General features: G+C 51.7%; 17 protein-coding genes, 3 tRNA genes, 3 rRNA genes and 1 pseudogene. 10 read left to right on the forward strand and 14 right to left on the reverse strand.

The window, feature by feature from the left end; all coding sequences use genetic code 11:
• The first annotated feature begins 13 nt into the window (after nt 1-13).
• A complete protein-coding gene (gene yafC / locus ACK8NJ_RS18810) occupies nt 14-928 on the forward strand; it encodes a DNA-binding transcriptional regulator YafC (protein ID WP_000648583.1) in 915 nt (304 codons plus the stop codon).
• Here yafC and dkgB read toward each other — a convergent pair.
• The 8 genes from dkgB to gmhB form a co-directional block, all read right to left on the reverse strand.
• Nucleotides 925-1,728 carry a 2,5-didehydrogluconate reductase DkgB gene (dkgB, locus tag ACK8NJ_RS18815; RefSeq protein ID WP_022645201.1) on the reverse strand — a complete coding sequence of 268 codons (804 nt, stop codon included), beginning with the start codon at nt 1,726-1,728 and terminating at the stop codon, nt 925-927. The genes yafC and dkgB overlap by 4 nt on opposite strands.
• Before the next feature lie 162 nt (nt 1,729-1,890).
• A tRNA-Asp gene (locus ACK8NJ_RS18820) sits at nt 1,891-1,967 on the reverse strand.
• Nucleotides 1,968-2,021: 54 nt separating this feature from the next.
• Nucleotides 2,022-2,137 (reverse strand): 5S ribosomal RNA (rrf, locus tag ACK8NJ_RS18825).
• A gap of 94 nt (nt 2,138-2,231) precedes the next feature.
• Nucleotides 2,232-5,135 (reverse strand): 23S ribosomal RNA (locus ACK8NJ_RS18830).
• Nucleotides 5,136-5,318: 183 nt separating this feature from the next.
• A tRNA-Ala gene (locus ACK8NJ_RS18835) sits at nt 5,319-5,394 on the reverse strand.
• 42 nt (nt 5,395-5,436) lie between these two features.
• Nucleotides 5,437-5,513 (reverse strand) — tRNA-Ile (locus ACK8NJ_RS18840).
• Nucleotides 5,514-5,581: 68 nt separating this feature from the next.
• Nucleotides 5,582-7,123 (reverse strand): 16S ribosomal RNA (locus ACK8NJ_RS18845).
• The 16S, 23S and 5S rRNA genes sit together here with 3 tRNA genes alongside, the layout of an rRNA operon.
• Nucleotides 7,124-7,488: 365 nt before the next feature.
• Nucleotides 7,489-8,061: a D-glycero-beta-D-manno-heptose 1,7-bisphosphate 7-phosphatase gene (gmhB, locus tag ACK8NJ_RS18850; protein ID WP_001140177.1), complete on the reverse strand. Its 573-nt coding sequence runs from the start codon at nt 8,059-8,061 to the stop codon at nt 7,489-7,491.
• 187 nt (nt 8,062-8,248) lie between these two features.
• Here gmhB and metN point away from each other — a divergent pair, with 187 nt between their 5' ends.
• From metN to ACK8NJ_RS18885, 7 genes and pseudogenes are all read left to right on the forward strand, one after another.
• Nucleotides 8,249-9,280: a methionine ABC transporter ATP-binding protein MetN gene (gene metN, locus ACK8NJ_RS18855; protein ID WP_000593993.1), complete on the forward strand. Its 1,032-nt coding sequence runs from the start codon at nt 8,249-8,251 to the stop codon at nt 9,278-9,280.
• Complete coding sequence (locus tag ACK8NJ_RS18860; protein WP_001294600.1) at nt 9,273-9,926, forward strand: methionine ABC transporter permease MetI; 654 nt, start codon at nt 9,273-9,275, stop codon at nt 9,924-9,926. The genes metN and ACK8NJ_RS18860 overlap by 8 nt, the downstream gene beginning before the upstream one ends.
• A 39-nt stretch (nt 9,927-9,965) precedes the next feature.
• A complete protein-coding gene (gene metQ / locus ACK8NJ_RS18865) occupies nt 9,966-10,781 on the forward strand; it encodes a methionine ABC transporter substrate-binding lipoprotein MetQ (protein ID WP_000874226.1) in 816 nt (271 codons plus the stop codon).
• 117 nt (nt 10,782-10,898) lie between these two features.
• Nucleotides 10,899-11,303, forward strand: coding sequence for an Rcs stress response system protein RcsF (rcsF, locus tag ACK8NJ_RS18870; RefSeq protein WP_001202329.1), 405 nt, complete (start codon nt 10,899-10,901; stop codon nt 11,301-11,303).
• A complete protein-coding gene (tsaA, locus tag ACK8NJ_RS18875; protein WP_000093995.1) occupies nt 11,300-12,007 on the forward strand; it encodes a tRNA (N6-threonylcarbamoyladenosine(37)-N6)-methyltransferase TrmO in 708 nt (235 codons plus the stop codon). The genes rcsF and tsaA overlap by 4 nt, the downstream gene beginning before the upstream one ends.
• A 110-nt stretch (nt 12,008-12,117) precedes the next feature.
• Nucleotides 12,118-13,836 (forward strand): proline--tRNA ligase, encoded by a 1,719-nt coding sequence (gene proS, locus ACK8NJ_RS18880; RefSeq protein WP_001260708.1) that lies wholly within the window; start codon nt 12,118-12,120, stop codon nt 13,834-13,836.
• A gap of 52 nt (nt 13,837-13,888) precedes the next feature.
• Nucleotides 13,889-14,645 (forward strand): annotated as a pseudogene (locus ACK8NJ_RS18885) (YaeF family permuted papain-like enzyme).
• Nucleotides 14,646-14,674: 29 nt separating this feature from the next.
• Here the strand turns inward: ACK8NJ_RS18885 and nlpE are convergent.
• Genes nlpE through ACK8NJ_RS18900 form a run of 3 tightly spaced genes read right to left on the reverse strand, consistent with a single transcriptional unit; the run spans nt 14,675 to nt 16,363 of the window.
• Complete coding sequence (gene nlpE / locus ACK8NJ_RS18890; protein ID WP_000239177.1) at nt 14,675-15,385, reverse strand: envelope stress response activation lipoprotein NlpE; 711 nt, start codon at nt 15,383-15,385, stop codon at nt 14,675-14,677.
• Nucleotides 15,386-15,398: 13 nt separating this feature from the next.
• The gene (gene arfB / locus ACK8NJ_RS18895) at nt 15,399-15,821 is read right to left on the reverse strand and encodes an alternative ribosome rescue aminoacyl-tRNA hydrolase ArfB (RefSeq protein WP_000635534.1); all 423 of its coding nucleotides are present in this window, start codon (nt 15,819-15,821) and stop codon (nt 15,399-15,401) included.
• Complete coding sequence (locus ACK8NJ_RS18900; protein ID WP_411961875.1) at nt 15,818-16,363, reverse strand: YaeQ family protein; 546 nt, start codon at nt 16,361-16,363, stop codon at nt 15,818-15,820. The genes arfB and ACK8NJ_RS18900 overlap by 4 nt, the downstream gene beginning before the upstream one ends.
• A 165-nt stretch (nt 16,364-16,528) precedes the next feature.
• Here ACK8NJ_RS18900 and ACK8NJ_RS18905 point away from each other — a divergent pair, with 165 nt between their 5' ends.
• The gene (locus ACK8NJ_RS18905) at nt 16,529-16,729 is read left to right on the forward strand and encodes a YaeP family protein (RefSeq protein WP_000417058.1); all 201 of its coding nucleotides are present in this window, start codon (nt 16,529-16,531) and stop codon (nt 16,727-16,729) included.
• On the forward strand, nt 16,716-16,976 hold the full coding sequence (rof, locus tag ACK8NJ_RS18910) for a Rho-binding antiterminator (RefSeq protein ID WP_000062311.1): 261 nt from the start codon (nt 16,716-16,718) through the stop codon (nt 16,974-16,976). Before ACK8NJ_RS18905 ends, rof begins: the two co-directional genes overlap by 14 nt.
• Before the next feature lie 48 nt (nt 16,977-17,024).
• Here the strand turns inward: rof and tilS are convergent, their stop codons facing one another.
• From tilS to ldcC, 3 genes are all read right to left on the reverse strand, one after another.
• Nucleotides 17,025-18,323, reverse strand: a complete 1,299-nt coding sequence (tilS, locus tag ACK8NJ_RS18915) for a tRNA lysidine(34) synthetase TilS (RefSeq protein ID WP_001316092.1) — start codon at nt 18,321-18,323, stop codon at nt 17,025-17,027.
• Between the two features lie 64 nt (nt 18,324-18,387).
• A complete protein-coding gene (locus ACK8NJ_RS18920; RefSeq protein WP_000901101.1) occupies nt 18,388-18,777 on the reverse strand; it encodes a VOC family protein in 390 nt (129 codons plus the stop codon).
• Nucleotides 18,778-18,833: 56 nt separating this feature from the next.
• Entirely contained in the window at nt 18,834-20,975 is a 2,142-nt protein-coding gene (ldcC, locus tag ACK8NJ_RS18925; protein ID WP_411961876.1) for a lysine decarboxylase LdcC, read from the reverse strand.
• Nucleotides 20,976-21,030: the final 55 nt, after the last annotated feature.

The raw sequence follows: 21,030 nt of genomic DNA on the forward strand, positions 1-21,030 counted from the left end.
AACAGGAGCAAAAATGAAAGCCACGTCGGAAGAACTCGCCATTTTTGTTTCGGTCGTCGAAAGCGGCAGCTTTAGCCGGGCAGCGGAACAATTAGGGCAAGCAAACTCAGCGGTAAGCCGGGCGGTGAAGAAGCTGGAGATGAAACTTGGCGTTAGCCTGCTTAATCGGACCACGCGGCAACTTAGCCTGACGGAAGAAGGCGAGCGTTATTTTCGTCGCGTACAGTCAATTTTGCAGGAGATGGCAGCGGCAGAATCAGAAATTATGGAGACGCGTAATACACCGCGTGGACTGTTGCGCATCGATGCCGCAACTCCAGTAGTGCTGCACTTTCTGATGCCGTTGATTAAGCCTTTCCGTGAACGCTATCCGGAAGTCACTTTATCACTAGTCTCCTCCGAAACGATTATTAATTTGATCGAAAGAAAAGTGGATGTCGCGATACGCGCCGGTACGTTAACGGATTCCAGCTTACGTGCCAGGCCGTTATTTAACAGTTATCGAAAAATTATAGCCTCCCCCGATTATATTTCCCGCTATGGGAAGCCAGAAACGATCGACGATTTAAAGCAACATGTTTGCCTGGGATTCACTGAACCCGCTTCCCTCAATACCTGGCCGATAGCCTGTAGCGATGGACAATTACATGAGGTGAAGTACGGTTTGTCATCCAATAGTGGGGAAACACTGAAACAGCTTTGCCTGAGTGGCAACGGGATTGCGTGTTTGTCCGACTACATGATCGACAGAGAAATCGCTCGCGGAGAATTGGTGGAGCTAATGGCAGATAAAGTGTTGCCAGTGGAAATGCCATTCAGTGCAGTCTATTACAGCGACCGTGCGGTAAGTACGCGCATCCGGGCTTTTATCGATTTCCTTAGCGAGCATGTAAAAACAGCTCCCGGAGGAGCTGTCAGAGAGGCTTAATCCCATTCAGGAGCCAGACCTTCCGGGCTAACCAGGCGGTCGTTGCAATCCAGTGCGGCGATCGCTTTTTTATCTTCGGCATCAAGCTGTAAATTTTGTGCCTTAAGATTACTTTCCAGGTTTTTACGTTTAGTAGAAGAAGGAATTACTGAGTAACCTTCCCCCATAGCCCACGCCAGAATCACTTGTGCCGGAGTCGCATTGTGTTTAGCTGCGATACGAGCAATAACCTCATCTTTCAGGGCCTTACCATACGCCAGTGTCATATAGGAAGTAATATGGATGCCGTGCTGTTTAGCCCAGGCAACCACTTTACGGTTTTGCAGATAAGGAGAGAGTTCAATCTGGTTAGTAGCGATGTTTTCAGCGCCAACAGCAGCAATCGCCTTTTCCATCAATGGGATCGTGAAGTTGGAAATACCGATCTCACGCGTCAGCCCTTGTTTTTTGGCTTCCAGCAGCGCCTGCATAAACTCTTCAACAGAGACTTCATCGTTTGGTGACGGCCAGTGGATTAGCGTCAGATCAACATAATCGATACGCAATTTTTGCAGGCTCTCTTTCAGACTCGGGATCAATTTGTCTTTGCTGAGATTTTCAATCCAGATTTTAGTGGTGATGTAGAGTTCATGACGTGGCACGCCACTTTCTGCAATCGCCTGACCTACTGCGGCTTCGTTATCATAGATTTGTGCGGTATCAATTGCGCGATAACCAAGTTCAAGCGCCGTTTTCACAGATGAAATAACAACGTCGTCTTTCAGACGGAAAGTACCTAAACCAAATGCAGGGATAGCCATAATATGCCTCTTTTAATGCTATTTTCGTTAACTGAGGTGATTATGGGCTTCAGACTGTTGCGGAAAAAGAGCGTAAAACGCAGAGGATTTTTGCGATTCTGGCAATAATAGATATCCAGACGAAAAAAAACCTCGAGCGTTAACTCGAGGCTTCTTAATAATTGGCGGAACGGACGGGACTCGAACCCGCGACCCCCTGCGTGACAGGCAGGTATTCTAACCGACTGAACTACCGCTCCACCGAATTCTTTTACAACCACCGGTTTGATGACCGGCTTACTGCTAAATTTGATGCCTGGCAGTTCCCTACTCTCGCATGGGGAGACCCCACACTACCATCGGCGCTACGGCGTTTCACTTCTGAGTTCGGCATGGGGTCAGGTGGGACCACCGCGCTACGGCCGCCAGGCAAATTCTGTTTTATCAGACCGCTTCTGCGTTCTGATTTAATCTGTATCAGGCTGAAAATCTTCTCTCATCCGCCAAAACATCTTCGGCGTTGTAAGGTTAAGCCTCACGGTTCATTAGTACCGGTTAGCTCAACGCATCGCTGCGCTTACACACCCGGCCTATCAACGTCGTCGTCTTCAACGTTCCTTCAGGAGACTTAAAGTCTCAGGGAGAACTCATCTCGGGGCAAGTTTCGTGCTTAGATGCTTTCAGCACTTATCTCTTCCGCATTTAGCTACCGGGCAGTGCCATTGGCATGACAACCCGAACACCAGTGATGCGTCCACTCCGGTCCTCTCGTACTAGGAGCAGCCCCCCTCAGTTCTCCAGCGCCCACGGCAGATAGGGACCGAACTGTCTCACGACGTTCTAAACCCAGCTCGCGTACCACTTTAAATGGCGAACAGCCATACCCTTGGGACCTACTTCAGCCCCAGGATGTGATGAGCCGACATCGAGGTGCCAAACACCGCCGTCGATATGAACTCTTGGGCGGTATCAGCCTGTTATCCCCGGAGTACCTTTTATCCGTTGAGCGATGGCCCTTCCATTCAGAACCACCGGATCACTATGACCTGCTTTCGCACCTGCTCGCGCCGTCACGCTCGCAGTCAAGCTGGCTTATGCCATTGCACTAACCTCCTGATGTCCGACCAGGATTAGCCAACCTTCGTGCTCCTCCGTTACTCTTTAGGAGGAGACCGCCCCAGTCAAACTACCCACCAGACACTGTCCGCAACCCCGATCAGGGGCCAACGTTAGAACATCAAACATTAAAGGGTGGTATTTCAAGGTCGGCTCCATGCAGACTGGCGTCCACACTTCAAAGCCTCCCACCTATCCTACACATCAAGGCTCAATGTTCAGTGTCAAGCTATAGTAAAGGTTCACGGGGTCTTTCCGTCTTGCCGCGGGTACACTGCATCTTCACAGCGAGTTCAATTTCACTGAGTCTCGGGTGGAGACAGCCTGGCCATCATTACGCCATTCGTGCAGGTCGGAACTTACCCGACAAGGAATTTCGCTACCTTAGGACCGTTATAGTTACGGCCGCCGTTTACCGGGGCTTCGATCAAGAGCTTCGCGTTACCGCTAACCCCATCAATTAACCTTCCGGCACCGGGCAGGCGTCACACCGTATACGTCCACTTTCGTGTTTGCACAGTGCTGTGTTTTTAATAAACAGTTGCAGCCAGCTGGTATCTTCGACTGATTTCAGCTCCATCCGCAAGGGACTTCACCTACATATCAGCGTGCCTTCTCCCGAAGTTACGGCACCATTTTGCCTAGTTCCTTCACCCGAGTTCTCTCAAGCGCCTTGGTATTCTCTACCTGACCACCTGTGTCGGTTTGGGGTACGATTTGATGTTACCTGATGCTTAGAGGCTTTTCCTGGAAGCAGGGCATTTGTTGCTTCAGCACCGTAGTGCCTCGTCATCACGCCTCAGCCTTGATTTTCCGGATTTGCCTGGAAAATCAGCCTACACGCTTAAACCGGGACAACCGTCGCCCGGCCAACATAGCCTTCTCCGTCCCCCCTTCGCAGTAACACCAAGTACAGGAATATTAACCTGTTTCCCATCGACTACGCCTTTCGGCCTCGCCTTAGGGGTCGACTCACCCTGCCCCGATTAACGTTGGACAGGAACCCTTGGTCTTCCGGCGAGCGGGCTTTTCACCCGCTTTATCGTTACTTATGTCAGCATTCGCACTTCTGATACCTCCAGCATGCCTCACAGCACACCTTCACAGGCTTACAGAACGCTCCCCTACCCAACAACACATAGTGTCGCTGCCGCAGCTTCGGTGCATGGTTTAGCCCCGTTACATCTTCCGCGCAGGCCGACTCGACCAGTGAGCTATTACGCTTTCTTTAAATGATGGCTGCTTCTAAGCCAACATCCTGGCTGTCTGGGCCTTCCCACATCGTTTCCCACTTAACCATGACTTTGGGACCTTAGCTGGCGGTCTGGGTTGTTTCCCTCTTCACGACGGACGTTAGCACCCGCCGTGTGTCTCCCGTGATAACATTCTCCGGTATTCGCAGTTTGCATCGGGTTGGTAAGTCGGGATGACCCCCTTGCCGAAACAGTGCTCTACCCCCGGAGATGAATTCACGAGGCGCTACCTAAATAGCTTTCGGGGAGAACCAGCTATCTCCCGGTTTGATTGGCCTTTCACCCCCAGCCACAAGTCATCCGCTAATTTTTCAACATTAGTCGGTTCGGTCCTCCAGTTAGTGTTACCCAACCTTCAACCTGCCCATGGCTAGATCACCGGGTTTCGGGTCTATACCCTGCAACTTAACGCCCAGTTAAGACTCGGTTTCCCTTCGGCTCCCCTATTCGGTTAACCTTGCTACAGAATATAAGTCGCTGACCCATTATACAAAAGGTACGCAGTCACCCCATAAAGAGGCTCCCACTGCTTGTACGTACACGGTTTCAGGTTCTTTTTCACTCCCCTCGCCGGGGTTCTTTTCGCCTTTCCCTCACGGTACTGGTTCACTATCGGTCAGTCAGGAGTATTTAGCCTTGGAGGATGGTCCCCCCATATTCAGACAGGATACCACGTGTCCCGCCCTACTCATCGAGCTCACAGTATGTGCATTTTTGTGTACGGGGCTGTCACCCTGTATCGCGCGCCTTTCCAGACGCTTCCACTAACACACACACTGATTCAGGCTCTGGGCTCCTCCCCGTTCGCTCGCCGCTACTGGGGGAATCTCGGTTGATTTCTTTTCCTCGGGGTACTTAGATGTTTCAGTTCCCCCGGTTCGCCTCATTAACCTATGGATTCAGTTAATGATAGTGTGACGAATCACACTGGGTTTCCCCATTCGGAAATCGCCGGTTATAACGGTTCATATCACCTTACCGACGCTTATCGCAGATTAGCACGTCCTTCATCGCCTCTGACTGCCAGGGCATCCACCGTGTACGCTTAGTCGCTTAACCTCACAACCCGAAGATGTTTCTTTCGATTCATCATCGTGTTGCGAAAATTTGAGAGACTCACGAACAACTTTCGTTGTTCAGTGTTTCAATTTTCAGCTTGATCCAGATTTTTAAAGAGCAAAACTTCGCAGTGAACCTTTGCAGGTACACTCTGAAGTATTTTTTATTTAATCACTACAGAGATGGTGGAGCTATGCGGGATCGAACCGCAGACCTCCTGCGTGCAAAGCAGGCGCTCTCCCAGCTGAGCTATAGCCCCATAACATGTAGTTAAAACCTCTTCAAATTTGCCGTGCAAATTTGGTAGGCCTGAGTGGACTTGAACCACCGACCTCACCCTTATCAGGGGTGCGCTCTAACCACCTGAGCTACAAGCCTGTAGAGGTTTTACTGCTCATTTTCATCAGACAATCTGTGTGAGCACTTCAAAGAACGCTTCTTTAAGGTAAGGAGGTGATCCAACCGCAGGTTCCCCTACGGTTACCTTGTTACGACTTCACCCCAGTCATGAATCACAAAGTGGTAAGCGCCCTCCCGAAGGTTAAGCTACCTACTTCTTTTGCAACCCACTCCCATGGTGTGACGGGCGGTGTGTACAAGGCCCGGGAACGTATTCACCGTGGCATTCTGATCCACGATTACTAGCGATTCCGACTTCATGGAGTCGAGTTGCAGACTCCAATCCGGACTACGACGCACTTTATGAGGTCCGCTTGCTCTCGCGAGGTCGCTTCTCTTTGTATGCGCCATTGTAGCACGTGTGTAGCCCTGGTCGTAAGGGCCATGATGACTTGACGTCATCCCCACCTTCCTCCAGTTTATCACTGGCAGTCTCCTTTGAGTTCCCGGCCGGACCGCTGGCAACAAAGGATAAGGGTTGCGCTCGTTGCGGGACTTAACCCAACATTTCACAACACGAGCTGACGACAGCCATGCAGCACCTGTCTCACAGTTCCCGAAGGCACCAATCCATCTCTGGAAAGTTCTGTGGATGTCAAGACCAGGTAAGGTTCTTCGCGTTGCATCGAATTAAACCACATGCTCCACCGCTTGTGCGGGCCCCCGTCAATTCATTTGAGTTTTAACCTTGCGGCCGTACTCCCCAGGCGGTCGACTTAACGCGTTAGCTCCGGAAGCCACGCCTCAAGGGCACAACCTCCAAGTCGACATCGTTTACGGCGTGGACTACCAGGGTATCTAATCCTGTTTGCTCCCCACGCTTTCGCACCTGAGCGTCAGTCTTCGTCCAGGGGGCCGCCTTCGCCACCGGTATTCCTCCAGATCTCTACGCATTTCACCGCTACACCTGGAATTCTACCCCCCTCTACGAGACTCAAGCTTGCCAGTATCAGATGCAGTTCCCAGGTTGAGCCCGGGGATTTCACATCTGACTTAACAAACCGCCTGCGTGCGCTTTACGCCCAGTAATTCCGATTAACGCTTGCACCCTCCGTATTACCGCGGCTGCTGGCACGGAGTTAGCCGGTGCTTCTTCTGCGGGTAACGTCAATGAGCAAAGGTATTAACTTTACTCCCTTCCTCCCCGCTGAAAGTACTTTACAACCCGAAGGCCTTCTTCATACACGCGGCATGGCTGCATCAGGCTTGCGCCCATTGTGCAATATTCCCCACTGCTGCCTCCCGTAGGAGTCTGGACCGTGTCTCAGTTCCAGTGTGGCTGGTCATCCTCTCAGACCAGCTAGGGATCGTCGCCTAGGTGAGCCGTTACCCCACCTACTAGCTAATCCCATCTGGGCACATCCGATGGCAAGAGGCCCGAAGGTCCCCCTCTTTGGTCTTGCGACGTTATGCGGTATTAGCTACCGTTTCCAGTAGTTATCCCCCTCCATCAGGCAGTTTCCCAGACATTACTCACCCGTCCGCCACTCGTCAGCAAAGCAGCAAGCTGCTTTCTGTTACCGTTCGACTTGCATGTGTTAGGCCTGCCGCCAGCGTTCAATCTGAGCCATGATCAAACTCTTCAATTTAAAAGTTTGATGCTCAAAGAATTAAACTTCGTAATGAATTACGTGTTCACTCTTGAGACTTGGTATTCATTTTTCGTCTTGCGACGTTAAGAATCCGTATCTTCGAGTGCCCACACAGATTGTCTGATAAATTGTTAAAGAGCAGTTGCGACGCGGCTTTCAGCTCACTGTCGCGAGGTGGCGTATATTACGCTTTCCTCTTTCAGAGTCAACCCTGAATTTCAGGATTTTTCTCTTCAACCGAACCGGCTGTTTGTGTGAAGTGATTCACATCCGCCGTGTCGATGGAGGCGCATTATAGGGAGTCGGCTCAGGAAGACAAGCGGAAAAATGCATTTTTATTTCAACCGCTCATCTTTTAATCATTACGCCGGTTTTTTCTGCTTTTTTATCGCTTGCGGCAGGTCTGCCAGGCTATTTAACACCCAATCCGCCGCGTTTTCTGCTTCAGGCGTAACAGGTTTACCCGTACGCACCAGCACTTTTGTTCCCACGTTCGCCGCAGCCGCTGCCTGCATATCTTCTAATTTATCGCCCACCATATAAGAAGCGGCCATATCAATATGCAAATAATCGCGTGCTGACAAAAGCATCCCCGGATGTGGTTTGCGGCAGTCGCAGACCTGGCGAAACTCTTCAACACTACCCTGCGGATGATGCGGGCAATAATAGATACCATCCAGATCGACATCGCGGTCCGCCAGCGACCAGTCCATCCACTCGGTCAGCGTTTCAAACTGTGCTTCAGTAAATTTACCGCGAGCAATGCCAGACTGGTTGGTGACTACCACCAGCGCGAAGCCCATTTTTTTTAGCTCGCGCATGGCGTCAATAACACCGTCGATAAATTCAAAGTTATCGATCTCATGGACATAGCCGTGATCGACATTAATGGTGCCATCACGGTCAAGAAAAATTGCGGGTACGCTCTTCGCCACCTTTTATAGCTCCTTAATAAGGCATGTGACGCTAGTATCGCATGTTTCGACCTGCAAGAAAGTGCTCTTCGCATAAACCTGATTGATTTAGACGTCTGGATGCCTTAACATCCATTTCATTGACGGCGTTGCCCGTTTCAGGCATTCGAAATGCCACGACTAACTTAATGACGATAATAAATAATCAATGATAAAACTTTCGAATATCACCAAAGTGTTCCACCAGGGCACCCGCACCATCCAGGCGTTGAACAACGTCAGCCTGCATGTGCCAGCTGGGCAAATTTATGGCGTTATCGGTGCCTCAGGCGCGGGTAAGAGTACGCTTATACGTTGTGTAAACCTGCTGGAGCGCCCAACCGAGGGTAGCGTGCTGGTCGATGGACAGGAACTGACCACGCTGTCAGAATCCGAGTTGACCAAAGCTCGCCGCCAGATTGGTATGATTTTCCAGCATTTTAACCTGCTCTCTTCGCGTACTGTTTTTGGCAACGTGGCTCTGCCGCTGGAGCTGGACAATACACCGAAAGACGAGATCAAACGTCGCGTGACGGAATTGCTGTCATTGGTTGGTCTTGGCGATAAGCATGATAGCTACCCGTCGAATCTTTCCGGTGGGCAGAAACAACGTGTGGCGATTGCCCGTGCATTAGCCAGCAATCCCAAAGTATTGCTGTGTGATGAAGCCACCAGCGCGCTGGACCCGGCAACGACACGTTCTATTCTCGAACTGTTGAAAGACATTAACCGCCGTCTGGGTTTGACGATTCTGTTGATCACCCACGAAATGGACGTTGTGAAGCGCATTTGTGATTGCGTGGCGGTTATCAGTAATGGCGAACTGATCGAGCAGGACACGGTAAGTGAAGTGTTCTCGCATCCGAAAACGCCGCTGGCGCAGAAGTTTATTCAGTCGACCCTGCATCTGGATATCCCGGAAGATTATCAGGAGCGTCTGCAAGCGGAGCCATTCACTGACTGCGTGCCGATGCTGCGTCTGGAGTTTACCGGTCAATCGGTCGATGCCCCACTGCTTTCTGAAACCGCGCGTCGTTTCAACGTCAACAACAACATTATTAGCGCGCAGATGGATTACGCCGGTGGCGTTAAGTTCGGCATAATGCTGACTGAAATGCACGGCACACAACAAGATACGCAAGCCGCCATTGCCTGGCTGCAGGCACACCATGTAAAAGTAGAGGTACTGGGTTATGTCTGAGCCGATGATGTGGCTGCTGGTTCGTGGCGTATGGGAAACGCTGGCAATGACCTTCGTATCCGGATTTTTTGGGTTTGTGATTGGTCTGCCGGTCGGCGTCCTGCTTTATGTTACGCGCCCGGGGCAAATTATTGCTAACGCGAAGCTGTATCGTACCGTTTCTGCGATTGTGAACATTTTCCGTTCTATCCCGTTCATTATCTTGCTGGTATGGATGATTCCGTTTACCCGCGTTATTGTCGGTACATCGATTGGTTTGCAGGCAGCGATTGTTCCGTTAACCGTTGGTGCAGCACCGTTTATTGCCCGTATGGTCGAGAACGCTCTGCTGGAGATCCCAACCGGGTTAATTGAAGCTTCCCGCGCAATGGGTGCCACGCCAATGCAGATCGTCCGTAAAGTGCTGTTACCGGAAGCGTTGCCGGGTCTGGTGAATGCGGCAACTATCACCCTTATTACCCTGGTCGGTTATTCCGCGATGGGTGGTGCAGTCGGTGCCGGTGGTTTAGGTCAGATTGGCTATCAGTATGGCTACATCGGCTACAACGCGACGGTGATGAATACGGTACTGGTATTGCTGGTCATTCTGGTTTATTTAATTCAGTTCGCAGGCGACCGCATCGTCCGGGCTGTCACTCGCAAGTAACGTTCAACACAACATAAATAATTGAAGAAGGAATAAGGTATGGCGTTCAAATTCAAAACCTTTGCGGCAGTGGGAGCCCTGATTGGATCACTGGCACTGGTAGGCTGCGGTCAGGATGAAAAAGATCCAAACCACATTAAAGTCGGCGTGATTGTTGGTGCCGAACAGCAGGTTGCAGAAGTCGCGCAGAAAGTTGCGAAAGACAAATATGGCCTGGACGTTGAGCTGGTAACCTTCAACGACTATGTTCTGCCAAACGAAGCATTGAGCAAAGGCGATATCGACGCCAACGCCTTCCAGCATAAACCGTACCTTGATCAGCAACTGAAAGATCGTGGCTACAAACTGGTCGCAGTAGGCAACACTTTTGTTTATCCGATTGCAGGTTACTCCAAGAAAATCAAATCACTGGATGAACTGCAGGATGGTTCGCAGGTTGCCGTGCCAAACGACCCAACTAACCTTGGTCGTTCACTGCTGCTGCTGCAAAAAGTGGGCTTGATCAAACTGAAAGATGGCGTTGGCCTGCTGCCGACCGTTCTTGATGTTGTTGAGAACCCCAAAAATCTGAAAATTGTTGAGCTGGAAGCACCGCAGCTGCCGCGTTCTCTGGACGACGCGCAAATCGCTCTGGCAGTTATCAATACCACCTATGCCAGCCAGATTGGCCTGACTCCGGCGAAAGACGGTATCTTTGTCGAAGATAAAGAGTCCCCGTACGTAAACCTGATCGTAACGCGTGAAGATAACAAAGACGCCGAGAACGTGAAGAAATTCGTCCAGGCTTATCAGTCTGACGAAGTTTACGAAGCAGCAAACAAAGTGTTTAACGGCGGCGCTGTTAAAGGCTGGTAATTTTTAGGCTGTTTCCACAATTTGTAATATCATTCAGGACGGGCGCTTGCCCGTCTTGTCATTTCTACAAGCTCCTGATTCAATATTGACGTTTTGATCATACATTGAGGAAATACTATGCGTGCTTTACCGATCTGTTTAGTAGCACTCATGCTAAGCGGCTGTTCCATGTTAAGCAGATCCCCTGTCGAACCCGTTCAAAGCACTGCACCCCAGCCGAAAGCGGAGCCTGCAAAACCGAAAGCGCCGCGCGCCACGCCGGTCCGAATTTATACCAATGCAGAAGAATTAGTCGGCAAACCGTTCCGCGATCTCGGTGAAGTCAGTGGCGACTCTTGCCAGGCCTCTAATCAGGACTCTCCGCCGAGCATTCCAACCGCACGTAAGCGGATGCAAATCAACGCCTCGAAAATGAAGGCCAATGCGGTATTACTGCATAGCTGCGAAGTCACCAGCGGTACGCCAGGCTGCTATCGTCAGGCTGTATGTATCGGTTCTGCGCTTAACATTACGGCGAAATGAGCAGTTTCCAGTTCGAGCAAATAGGCGTTATTCGCTCGCCCTATAAAGAAAAATTCGCCGTTCCGCGCCAGCCAGGTCTGGTAAAAAGCGCCAAAGGCGAACTGCATCTCATTGCTCCCTACAACCAGGCCGACGCCGTTCGCGGCCTGGAAGCGTTCAGCCATTTATGGATCCTTTTCGTCTTTCATCAAACGATGGAAGGCGGCTGGCGTCCAACTGTGCGCCCACCGCGCCTCGGCGGTAACGCCAGAATGGGTGTTTTCGCTACGCGCTCCACTTTCCGCCCTAACCCGATTGGTATGTCGCTGGTAGAGCTGAAAGAGGTTGTTTGCCATAAAGATAGCGTGATTCTGAAGCTCGGCAGTCTGGATCTGGTCGATGGTACGCCGGTGGTGGATATCAAACCGTATCTCCCCTTTGCCGAATCGCTTCCCGATGCCAGTGCCAGCTATGCGCAAAGTGCGCCAGCGGCAGAGATGGCGGTGAGCTTTACCGCAGAGGTCGAAAAGCAGCTTTTGACGCTGGAGAAACGTTATCCGCAGTTAACGCTGTTTATCCGCGAAGTACTGGCGCAGGACCCGCGCCCGGCCTATCGTAAAGGTGAGGAAACGGGCAAAACCTATGCCGTCTGGCTGCATGATTTTAACGTTCGCTGGCGCGTCACCGACGCAGGTTTTGAAGTCTTTGCGCTGGAACCGCGTTAAATTCGCTCCCTTCTCTTTTGACATTTCTTTTGCACTGGTAAACTAAATCACTTTTTTTGTCCCAGGCTCGCCTTGAGCCTGTTCTACCTTCCAACTGGAACCGTAACAACATGCGTACTAGCCAATACCTGCTCTCCACTCTCAAGGAGACACCTGCCGACGCCGAGGTGATCAGCCATCAGCTGATGCTGCGCGCCGGGATGATCCGCAAGCTGGCCTCCGGGTTATATACCTGGCTGCCGACCGGCGTGCGCGTTCTGAAAAAAGTCGAAAACATCGTGCGTGAAGAGATGAACAACGCCGGTGCGATCGAGGTGTCGATGCCGGTGGTTCAGCCAGCCGATTTGTGGCAAGAGAGTGGTCGTTGGGAACAGTACGGTCCGGAACTGCTGCGTTTTGTTGACCGTGGCGAGCGTCCGTTCGTACTCGGCCCAACTCATGAAGAAGTTATCACTGACCTGATTCGTAACGAGCTTAGCTCTTACAAACAGCTGCCGCTGAACTTCTATCAGATCCAGACCAAGTTCCGCGACGAAGTGCGTCCGCGTTTCGGCGTCATGCGTTCCCGCGAATTCCTGATGAAAGATGCTTACTCTTTCCATACTTCTCAGGAATCCCTGCAGGAAACCTACGATGCAATGTATGCGGCCTACAGCAAAATCTTCAGCCGCATGGGGCTGGATTTCCGCGCCGTACAGGCCGACACCGGTTCTATCGGCGGTAGCGCCTCTCACGAATTCCAGGTGCTGGCGCAGAGCGGTGAAGACGATGTGGTCTTCTCCGACACCTCTGACTATGCAGCGAACATTGAGCTGGCAGAAGCTATCGCGCCGAAAGAACCGCGCGCTGCTGCTACCCAGGAAATGACGCTGGTTGATACGCCGAACGCGAAAACCATCGCGGAACTGGTTGAACAGTTCAATCTGCCGATTGAGAAAACGGTGAAGACTCTGCTGGTTAAAGCGGTTGAAGGCAGTAGCTTCCCGCTGGTTGCGCTGCTGGTGCGTGGTGACCACGAGCTGAACGAAGTTAAAGCAGAAAAACTGCCGCAGGTTGCCAGCCCGCTGACTTTTGCGACCGAAGAAGAAATTCGTGCCGTGGTTAAAGCCGGTCCGGGTTCACTGGGTCCGGTAAACATGCCGATTCCGGTGGTGATTGACCGTACCGTTGCAGCGATGAGTGATTTCGCTGCTGGTGCTAACATCGATGGTAAACACTACTTCGGCATCAACTGGGATCGCGATGTCGCTACCCCAGAAATTGCTGATATCCGTAACGTGGTGGCGGGCGATCCAAGCCCGGATGGCCAGGGTACACTGCTGATCAAACGTGGTATCGAAGTCGGTCACATCTTCCAGCTGGGTACCAAGTACTCCGAAGCACTGAAAGCCTCCGTTCAGGGTGAAGATGGCCGTAATCAAATCCTGACGATGGGTTGCTACGGTATCGGGGTAACGCGCGTTGTGGCTGCGGCAATTGAGCAGAACTATGACGAACGCGGCATCGTATGGCCTGACGCTATCGCGCCGTTCCAGGTGGCGATTCTGCCGATGAACATGCACAAATCCTTCCGCGTACAGGAGCTGGCCGAGAAACTGTACAGCGAACTGCGTGCACAAGGTATCGAAGTGCTGCTGGATGACCGCAAAGAGCGTCCGGGCGTGATGTTTGCTGATATGGAACTGATCGGTATTCCGCACACTATTGTGCTGGGCGACCGTAACCTCGACAACGACGATATCGAATATAAATATCGTCGCAACGGCGAGAAACAGTTAATTAAGACTGGTGACATCGTCGAATATCTGGTGAAACAGATTAAAGGCTGATGCCAGAAAGGGTCCTGAATTTCAGGGCCCTTTTTTACATGGACTGTATAAAATGGATAAACCAAAGGCGCATTGCCGCCTGCTTCTCCCCTGCATTCTTTTCCTTTCGGCCTGTACCGTAGATATCAGCCAGCCGGACTCATCAGCCACAGCGGTAGATGCCGGGGCGAAAACATGGGCAGTCAAATTCCAGCATCAAAGCTCTTTCACCGAACAATCAATAAAAGAAATAACGAAACCTGATCTCAAACCCGGCGATTTGCTGTTCTCCTCAAACCTTGGGGTAACCTCATTTGGAATCCGCGTCTTCAGCACTTCCTCTGTGAGTCACGTTGCAATCTATCTGGGTGATAATAACGTTGCCGAAGCGACAGGGGATGGTGTCCAGATTGTTTCCCTTAAAAAAGCGATGAAGCACAGTGATAAACTTTTCGTCTTACGAGTCCCAGACCTTACTCCGCAACAAGCCACAGATATCACCGCGTTCGCCAACAAAATTAAAGATAGCGGTTACAACTATCGCGGCATTGTCGAATTTATTCCCTTTATGGTGACTCGCCAGATGTGCTCACTGAATCCGTTCTCCGAGGATTTTCGTCAACAGTGCGTCAGCGGCCTGGCGAAAGCGCAGTTAAGCAGTGTGGGCGAAGGAGACAAAAAGTCGTGGTTTTGTTCGGAATTTGTCACTGATGCATATGCGTATTGGTGATGTCTCTGCGTTTAAGCCAGAAACGCAGTTACAGTATGTTGGGCACCTGAAGCCTGGGATTTATATCAAGGCGGGTCGCTTTGTTGGGCTGACTCAGTGATGAAAGCCGGAGAATGCTCCGGCTTTCAATTACTGCCCCAAACTACTGCAATCCTGGTTCGGGTAAAATTTACCTGCCGTATCGGGCGCTAATACTTTGGTTGGCGCACCGGTATCCGGATTAGCCTCAAGCGTAAAGTGCCCTTCTAATGACAGTAACATCGGTTTTTCACTATGACCGCGCGCAGCCAGGTAGCCACGCTCCAGCTCTGCGTTATTCGCTACCATGAAACGTTTTCCGGTCGCGCAATCAGTGAAGGTCGCCGCATCAGCCATATAAAAATACATGCCCCGCAGGGTCATCGGCGTCATGGGTAAACTGGATTGTGCCGGTTCCAGCGTATAGTTGAACTGCGATTCAATCGGATTACCTTCACGATCGAGCATCTCCAGCGCATCTCCTTTCGCCCGATAATATGACTTTTCACCTTTGCTGTCGGTTAATACCAGCTTGTCAGCGGTTCGCGCCCATGTACCGTAGGAAGCGAAAGAGGAAGGCTCTTCACGCGCACCAAGATAGCGCTCATTCATCACCCAGGTTCCGTCTTTTTCGAGGAACAGAGAGGTTTCGATTCCTTCGCAATCGGCACACGGCAGCACGCCGCGCCAACTTTGCGGCATCGGTTTCAGTTCGGCAGCCTGTGCCGGAGAAAGCGTATCGACTTCGGCCCGATTATTACATCCCATCAGAGTAAAGAGGCTGATTACAGCCATCGCTGTCACTATCGCTTTTTTCACCATCCATTCCTTCTTTTTATTCCCGACCGCTGCGCACTTTGCCGCGCATCGCCTTCACGCTTGATTTTTGTGCTTTCGATGCCAGCCTGCGCTCTTTTGATGCGCGGGTGGGCCGCGTGGGTCGTCGGGCTTTTTGTTCTGTTGTTAAATCTTTAATCACTGCCACCAGCCGGGCCAGCGCCGCTTCGCGGTTGAGCTCCTGATTGCGGTATTCCTGTGCCTTAATGACAATCACCCCATCACTGCTGATCAAGTGATGGCTGGCGGCGAGCAGACGTTCTTTGTAATACTCTGGCAGGCTGGACGCCCGAATGTCAAAACGCAGATGAATAGCCGTTGAGGTCTTATTAACATGCTGCCCGCCCGCGCCCTGCGCACGAATGGCGGTGATCTCAAGCTCACCATCGGGGATAGCAACATGTCGGGAAATCACAATCATGAAGGTTGTTGCCAGACGGTTAAGTTCACTTCCAGATTATTCTTATCATCCGATAACCAGATCACGCCATCCTGAATCGTTGCCTGCAGCGTCATGGTACGATCGGCAAAGGCGCTTACTTTCGCCAGTTGTTCATCGTCCAGATACCAGATGGAAAGATTGGCAAACTGCACACATTTGCTCTGATTTTGCTGCCACCAGATTTGCGCCGCCCGACTATTATAGGTAAACAGCGCCACTTCTGCGGCCTGGGTGCAGGCTTTCTTAATCCGCCGCTCATCCGGCAGCCCCAGCTCAATCCACAAATCAATGCCCAGGTGATCGTTACGCAGCCACGCTTCCGGCTCATCATCGGCACACAAACCACGGGTAAATTGCAGACGTTCATCAGCATATTTCAGCCACGCCAGCAGGCGCAGCATCATGCGCTCCTGGGTTTCTGAAGGATGGCGCGCCAGCGTCAGAGAGGCATCGAGAAACTGGTTGCGGTCGAGATCGGCCACATTAACCGTCGATTTATAAATTGTCGCTTTAAGCGCCATAAGAAAACTCCTTTCGAATCAGGAGGCCATTGTAACGGAATACGTGCAGTTGCGGCGCTGATATTGCAGAAATGAGTGTGGTATAGTCACCTTGCGAAACAGAGTTTATCTTCGTAGGCTTAGACTTGCATCCACGGTTAAGTCAGAGTGCTGACAGGAGGGCATGTGGAAAAATATTGTGAGTTAATACGCAAGCGGTACGCGGAAATCGCCAGCGGAGACTTAGGATACGTTCCGGACGCGCTGGGCTGCGTTTTGAAAGTGCTGAATGAAATGGCTGCCGACGACGCCCTTTCTGAGGCTGTCAGGGAAAAAGCAGCATACGCTGCGGCAAACTTACTGGTGAGCGATTATGTCAATGAATGATACGTATCAACCAATCAATTGTGATGATTACGATAATCTTGAGCTCGCCTGCCAGCATCATTTAATGCTGACACTTGAGCTGAAAGATGGCGAAAAATTGCAGGCGAAGGCCAGCGATTTAGTCTCCCGCAAAAATGTGGAGTATCTGGTCGTCGAGGCCGCTGGTGCAACCCGCGAGCTGCGTCTGGATAAAATTACCAGCTTTAGCCACCCGGAAATCGGTACGGTGGTGGTGAGCGAGTCCTGATTGACTTTCGCCGGATGCGACGTTTGAAGCGTCTTATCCGGCTTTCACTTAACTAAGCGTTTTCTGCCAGACAAAACTGACGCCATTCTCACCTTCAGCCACACCTTCTTGCGTCACAAATACCCCTGCCGCCGCAATCAACGTTTCGCCATAAAACAGCAGTGGCGTGGTGTCACGTAGCCACGGCGGCACACCCAGCTCTTGCCAGATTTTCTTCAGCTTACGTCCGCCGTTGCGCCCGATAATATGCAGCAATCCTGGCGCTTTGAAACGCACGCTGACCGCTTCGTCTGCACGCGGAGGGCGAATATCGCCTCCCGCATTAAGCTGTACACTTCCCAGCCCCGCCGGTAATTCCAGCGGTTGAAGCCACGTCTGCCACGGCACAATGTTTTCGCTTTGCCCGGTGACGGATTTAATCCACCACAGTTGCGACTGATAGCGGCGGATTTCAAACGCGCCCAGACGTAAACAGGGGGAAGCATCTTCCCGCGCCAGCGCCACTTCCTGCCAGATCCGCACCAACGCGTCGCGGGAAGGCATTGGTGCATTCTGCCCTGCCAGCCAGCGACGGATAATCGCCGCGCGACGGGCATCACTCATCGCCAGCATTGGCGCAATCTGCAGCGTCCCCTGCGGCGATTGACAGTGTGCTAAATCATCCGCCAGCAGTTCATCCAACAGGCTCTCTTGTTCAGCACAAAGTGCGGCGCTGCGGGCCGTTGCTTCGGCAAAATGCGGCCAACGCTGCTGCAATAACGGCACTACGCGCAGGCGCAGAAAGTTACGATCGTATGAGTCGTCCTGATTACTTTCGTCTTCAATCCAGCGTAAACCATGCGCCAATGCCCACTGCTCCAGTTCCCCCCGCGTGCGGGCGAGCAACGGGCGGATAAGCCGTGTTCCGGCAAACTCCGAAACTTTCCCCATAGCCGAAAGCCCGGCAGGGCCGCTACCACGTTTTAGCGCCAGCAGAAAGGTTTCACATTGATCGTCGAGATGTTGCGCGGTGACCAGCACTTCACCGGGCAACAAGGTGCGGGCAAATGCCTGATAACGCGCCTGCCGCGCCTGGGCCTCAATACCCAGTCCTTCTTGCGCAAGTTGCACGCGCTCGACCACCAGCGGCACCTGCCACTGTTGGCAGATGTTCTCGCAATGCCTAACCCAGGCATCGGCATTGGCACTTAAACCGTGATGCACATGGATAGCGCGTAGAGTGACGCCCGGATTTTCCGTCCGCCACTGCACCAACTGATGCAGCAGAACGGTGGAGTCAAGCCCGCCGCTAAAGGCCACCAGAATCTGGCGTGAGGAGAGAAGTTGTCTATTGAGCGTGAGTGTCATGATGATGCGATTTTACAGTAGCAATGCCCGGCACGTTACCGGGCAAATGCGGCGATGACAAGCCTTACTGCTCATACAGTTCCAACGGCAGCCCGTCCGGATCGTTAAAGAACGTGAAGCGTTTTTGCGTGTATGGATCGACACGGATGGCTTCACACTTCACGTTATGGCTTTCAAGGTGCGCCACTGCCGTATCGATATCATCAACGCTAAAAGCCAGATGACGCAGGCCGCAAGCTTCCGGTCGGCTGGGGCGCTCCGGCGGGAACGGAAATGAGAAAAGCTCAATCACATATTGCCCATTAAGCGCTAAATCCCCTTTCCACGAATCGCGCGCTTCGCGATAGACTTCGCTTTGCAGCGTGAAACCAAGAATATCGCAGTAAAACGCTTTGCTCACCGCATAATCCGTCGCAATAATCGCAATATGGTGAACCTGTTTTAAACCCAGCATAACGTCTCCTTTATTTGTTAACAGCACGTTACTCGCCCGGAAGCCGCTCTGGCAAGTTATCCCGCCATTTTTAGGACTCGTACGCGGTAAACGCCGTCTTCGTCCTGTTTCGCGCCGTGAATATCCGTTTCAAAACCGGGGTAATGTTGCCCTACGGAACAAAGCATCAGTAGAAAATCGAGTACTGTGCGGCTCTCTTTGGTCAGCATTTCTCCCGGCATCAGCAGCGGTACGCCAGGTGGATAAGGCAGGATCATATTTGCCGATACTCTACCGACCAGTTGTTCCAGCGCAATGGTTTCTACTTCACCTTTAATCTGTCTCTGCCATGCCTGATGTGGCGTCATGATCATCTCCGGCAAGGTATCAAATGCCCGCAACATCAAACCGGGAAGATCGTGTTTACGAATCAGCTTATGGATCCCTTGCGCCAGATCCTGAATACGCATATTGCGGTAGAAATCGGGATCTTCTGCATAGAGATCGGGTAGCATATTTTTGATCCGCAGGTTGAGATCGTAAGAGCGTTTGAATTCCGTCAACCCACGCAATAATCCCATTGCCTTGGTTTTATCGATGCCAATACTAAAAAGAAACAGCAGGTTATACGGGCCGGTTTTCTCTACTACGATCCCACGTTCGTCGAGGAATTTTGCCACCAGCGCCGCCGGGATCCCCTCCTCGCTCATATTGCCCTGCTCGTCCATCCCCGGTGTCAAAATAGTGACTTTAACCGGATCGAGAAACATATGATCGGCATCCGCATCGTTAAAGCCGTGCCACCGTTCGCCTGGCGCAACGGGCCAGCATTCGGCTTCATCCACCTGCGGCGGTTGCCAGATATCAAAAAACCAGCCGTCAGACTCTTCCCGCAGCCGCTGGACCTCTTTGCGAAAATGCAGAGCTCGTTCTACTGAACGGTTAATCAGCCGTTTGCCTGGATTACCACGCAGCATCGCCGCCGCCGTCTCAACCGAAGCAACAATGGGATAACTGGGCGAGGTGGTGGTATGCATCATAAAGGCTTCGTTGAACGCCTCTTCGTCATACTCGCCTTTAATGTGGATCAGCGAAGCCTGGGACAACGCCGCCAGCATTTTATGGGTCGATTGCGTTTCGAAGATCACTTTTCCCGCAACACGCTCGCCGCTCATACCACTTTTACCCTGGTAGATCGGATGAAAATGGGTGTACGGCACCCAGGCAGAATCGAAGTGGATCGAGGGGACATCCAGCGTCTGTTTGATCCAGTCGGTGTTGTAGAGCAAGCCATCATAGGTTGAGTTGGTGATCACCGCATGAACCGGCCATTGTGCCTGCGTGGTGGCAGCGACTTTCTCTTCGATGCTGTCGCGAGTAAATTCACGGCGCGGGATCCCCCCCAGAATCCCTAACGCATTACGCGTCGGTTTCAGCCAGACTGGCACTACATCGTTCATCATCAACAGATGCGCCAGCGATTTATGACAATTGCGGTCGATCAACAGCGTACTGCCGGATGGCGCGGCGTACATACCCACAATTTTGTTCGACGTCGATGTTCCGTTGGTAACGATATAACTCTGTTCCGCGCCAAAAGTCCGCGCGATGTACTCTTCTGCTTCCAGGTGTGGCCCGGTGTGATCGAGCAACGAACCAAGCTCGGTAACCGAAATAGAGACATCAGCCTTAAGAGTATTCCCGCCGAAAAAATCATAAAACAGACAGCCAACCGGGCTTTTTTGATATGCGGTGCCGCCCATATGACCCGGCGTACAAAAGGTGTACTTCCGCTCTTTGACGTAGGTAAACAAGGCTTTCGTGAACGGCGGTGTAATGTTATCAAGATATTCGTTGGTGTACTGACGCATACGAATGGCGATATCTTCCGCCTGCCCCAGCGCATATTCAAAAAACCAGAGCGCCATCCGCATATCCTGCACGCTGACATCCATCGTCGAGTGGGTGTTGATGAAGGCATAAAGCGGGAGATATTCATTAAGCTGATTGATATCGCTACATAAATCGAGACTGTACTCATCCCAGTCAAAAATCACGCCGCAAATTCGAGGGTTATGTTCGATAAATTTCAGCAAATCAACGCTGTTTTGTGGCCAGATAATCTGAAAGCCTTGCGCCACCAGCACCGACTCCAGTTCTTTGATGGGCTCATCTTTATAAAAGACGCCATGCGGTCCCATAATGGCAATGATGTTCATGTGTTCCTCCTGGAAAATCCTTCCTTAATCATAGCCTGCTCAAACCGTGGCGATA

Origin of the sequence: Escherichia sp. F1 (assembly GCF_046764225.1) — a bacterium.
Lineage (GTDB): Bacteria > Pseudomonadota > Gammaproteobacteria > Enterobacterales > Enterobacteriaceae > Escherichia > Escherichia coli.

Coding starts and splice junctions, on each gene's coding strand:
- ACK8NJ_RS18900 (WP_411961875.1), bottom strand. CDS start 16,363: ATGGCGCTTAAAGCGACAATTTATAAATCGACGGTTAATGTGGCCGAT.
- ldcC (WP_411961876.1), bottom strand. CDS start 20,975: ATGAACATCATTGCCATTATGGGACCGCATGGCGTCTTTTATAAAGAT.
- nlpE (WP_000239177.1), bottom strand. CDS start 15,385: ATGGTGAAAAAAGCGATAGTGACAGCGATGGCTGTAATCAGCCTCTTT.
- rcsF (WP_001202329.1), top strand. CDS start 10,899: ATGCGTGCTTTACCGATCTGTTTAGTAGCACTCATGCTAAGCGGCTGT.
- dkgB (WP_022645201.1), bottom strand. CDS start 1,728: ATGGCTATCCCTGCATTTGGTTTAGGTACTTTCCGTCTGAAAGACGAC.
- metQ (WP_000874226.1), top strand. CDS start 9,966: ATGGCGTTCAAATTCAAAACCTTTGCGGCAGTGGGAGCCCTGATTGGA.
- proS (WP_001260708.1), top strand. CDS start 12,118: ATGCGTACTAGCCAATACCTGCTCTCCACTCTCAAGGAGACACCTGCC.
- metN (WP_000593993.1), top strand. CDS start 8,249: ATGATAAAACTTTCGAATATCACCAAAGTGTTCCACCAGGGCACCCGC.
- tsaA (WP_000093995.1), top strand. CDS start 11,300: ATGAGCAGTTTCCAGTTCGAGCAAATAGGCGTTATTCGCTCGCCCTAT.
- yafC (WP_000648583.1), top strand. CDS start 14: ATGAAAGCCACGTCGGAAGAACTCGCCATTTTTGTTTCGGTCGTCGAA.
- ACK8NJ_RS18860 (WP_001294600.1), top strand. CDS start 9,273: ATGTCTGAGCCGATGATGTGGCTGCTGGTTCGTGGCGTATGGGAAACG.
- tilS (WP_001316092.1), bottom strand. CDS start 18,323: ATGACACTCACGCTCAATAGACAACTTCTCTCCTCACGCCAGATTCTG.
- ACK8NJ_RS18920 (WP_000901101.1), bottom strand. CDS start 18,777: ATGCTGGGTTTAAAACAGGTTCACCATATTGCGATTATTGCGACGGAT.
- rof (WP_000062311.1), top strand. CDS start 16,716: ATGTCAATGAATGATACGTATCAACCAATCAATTGTGATGATTACGAT.
- arfB (WP_000635534.1), bottom strand. CDS start 15,821: ATGATTGTGATTTCCCGACATGTTGCTATCCCCGATGGTGAGCTTGAG.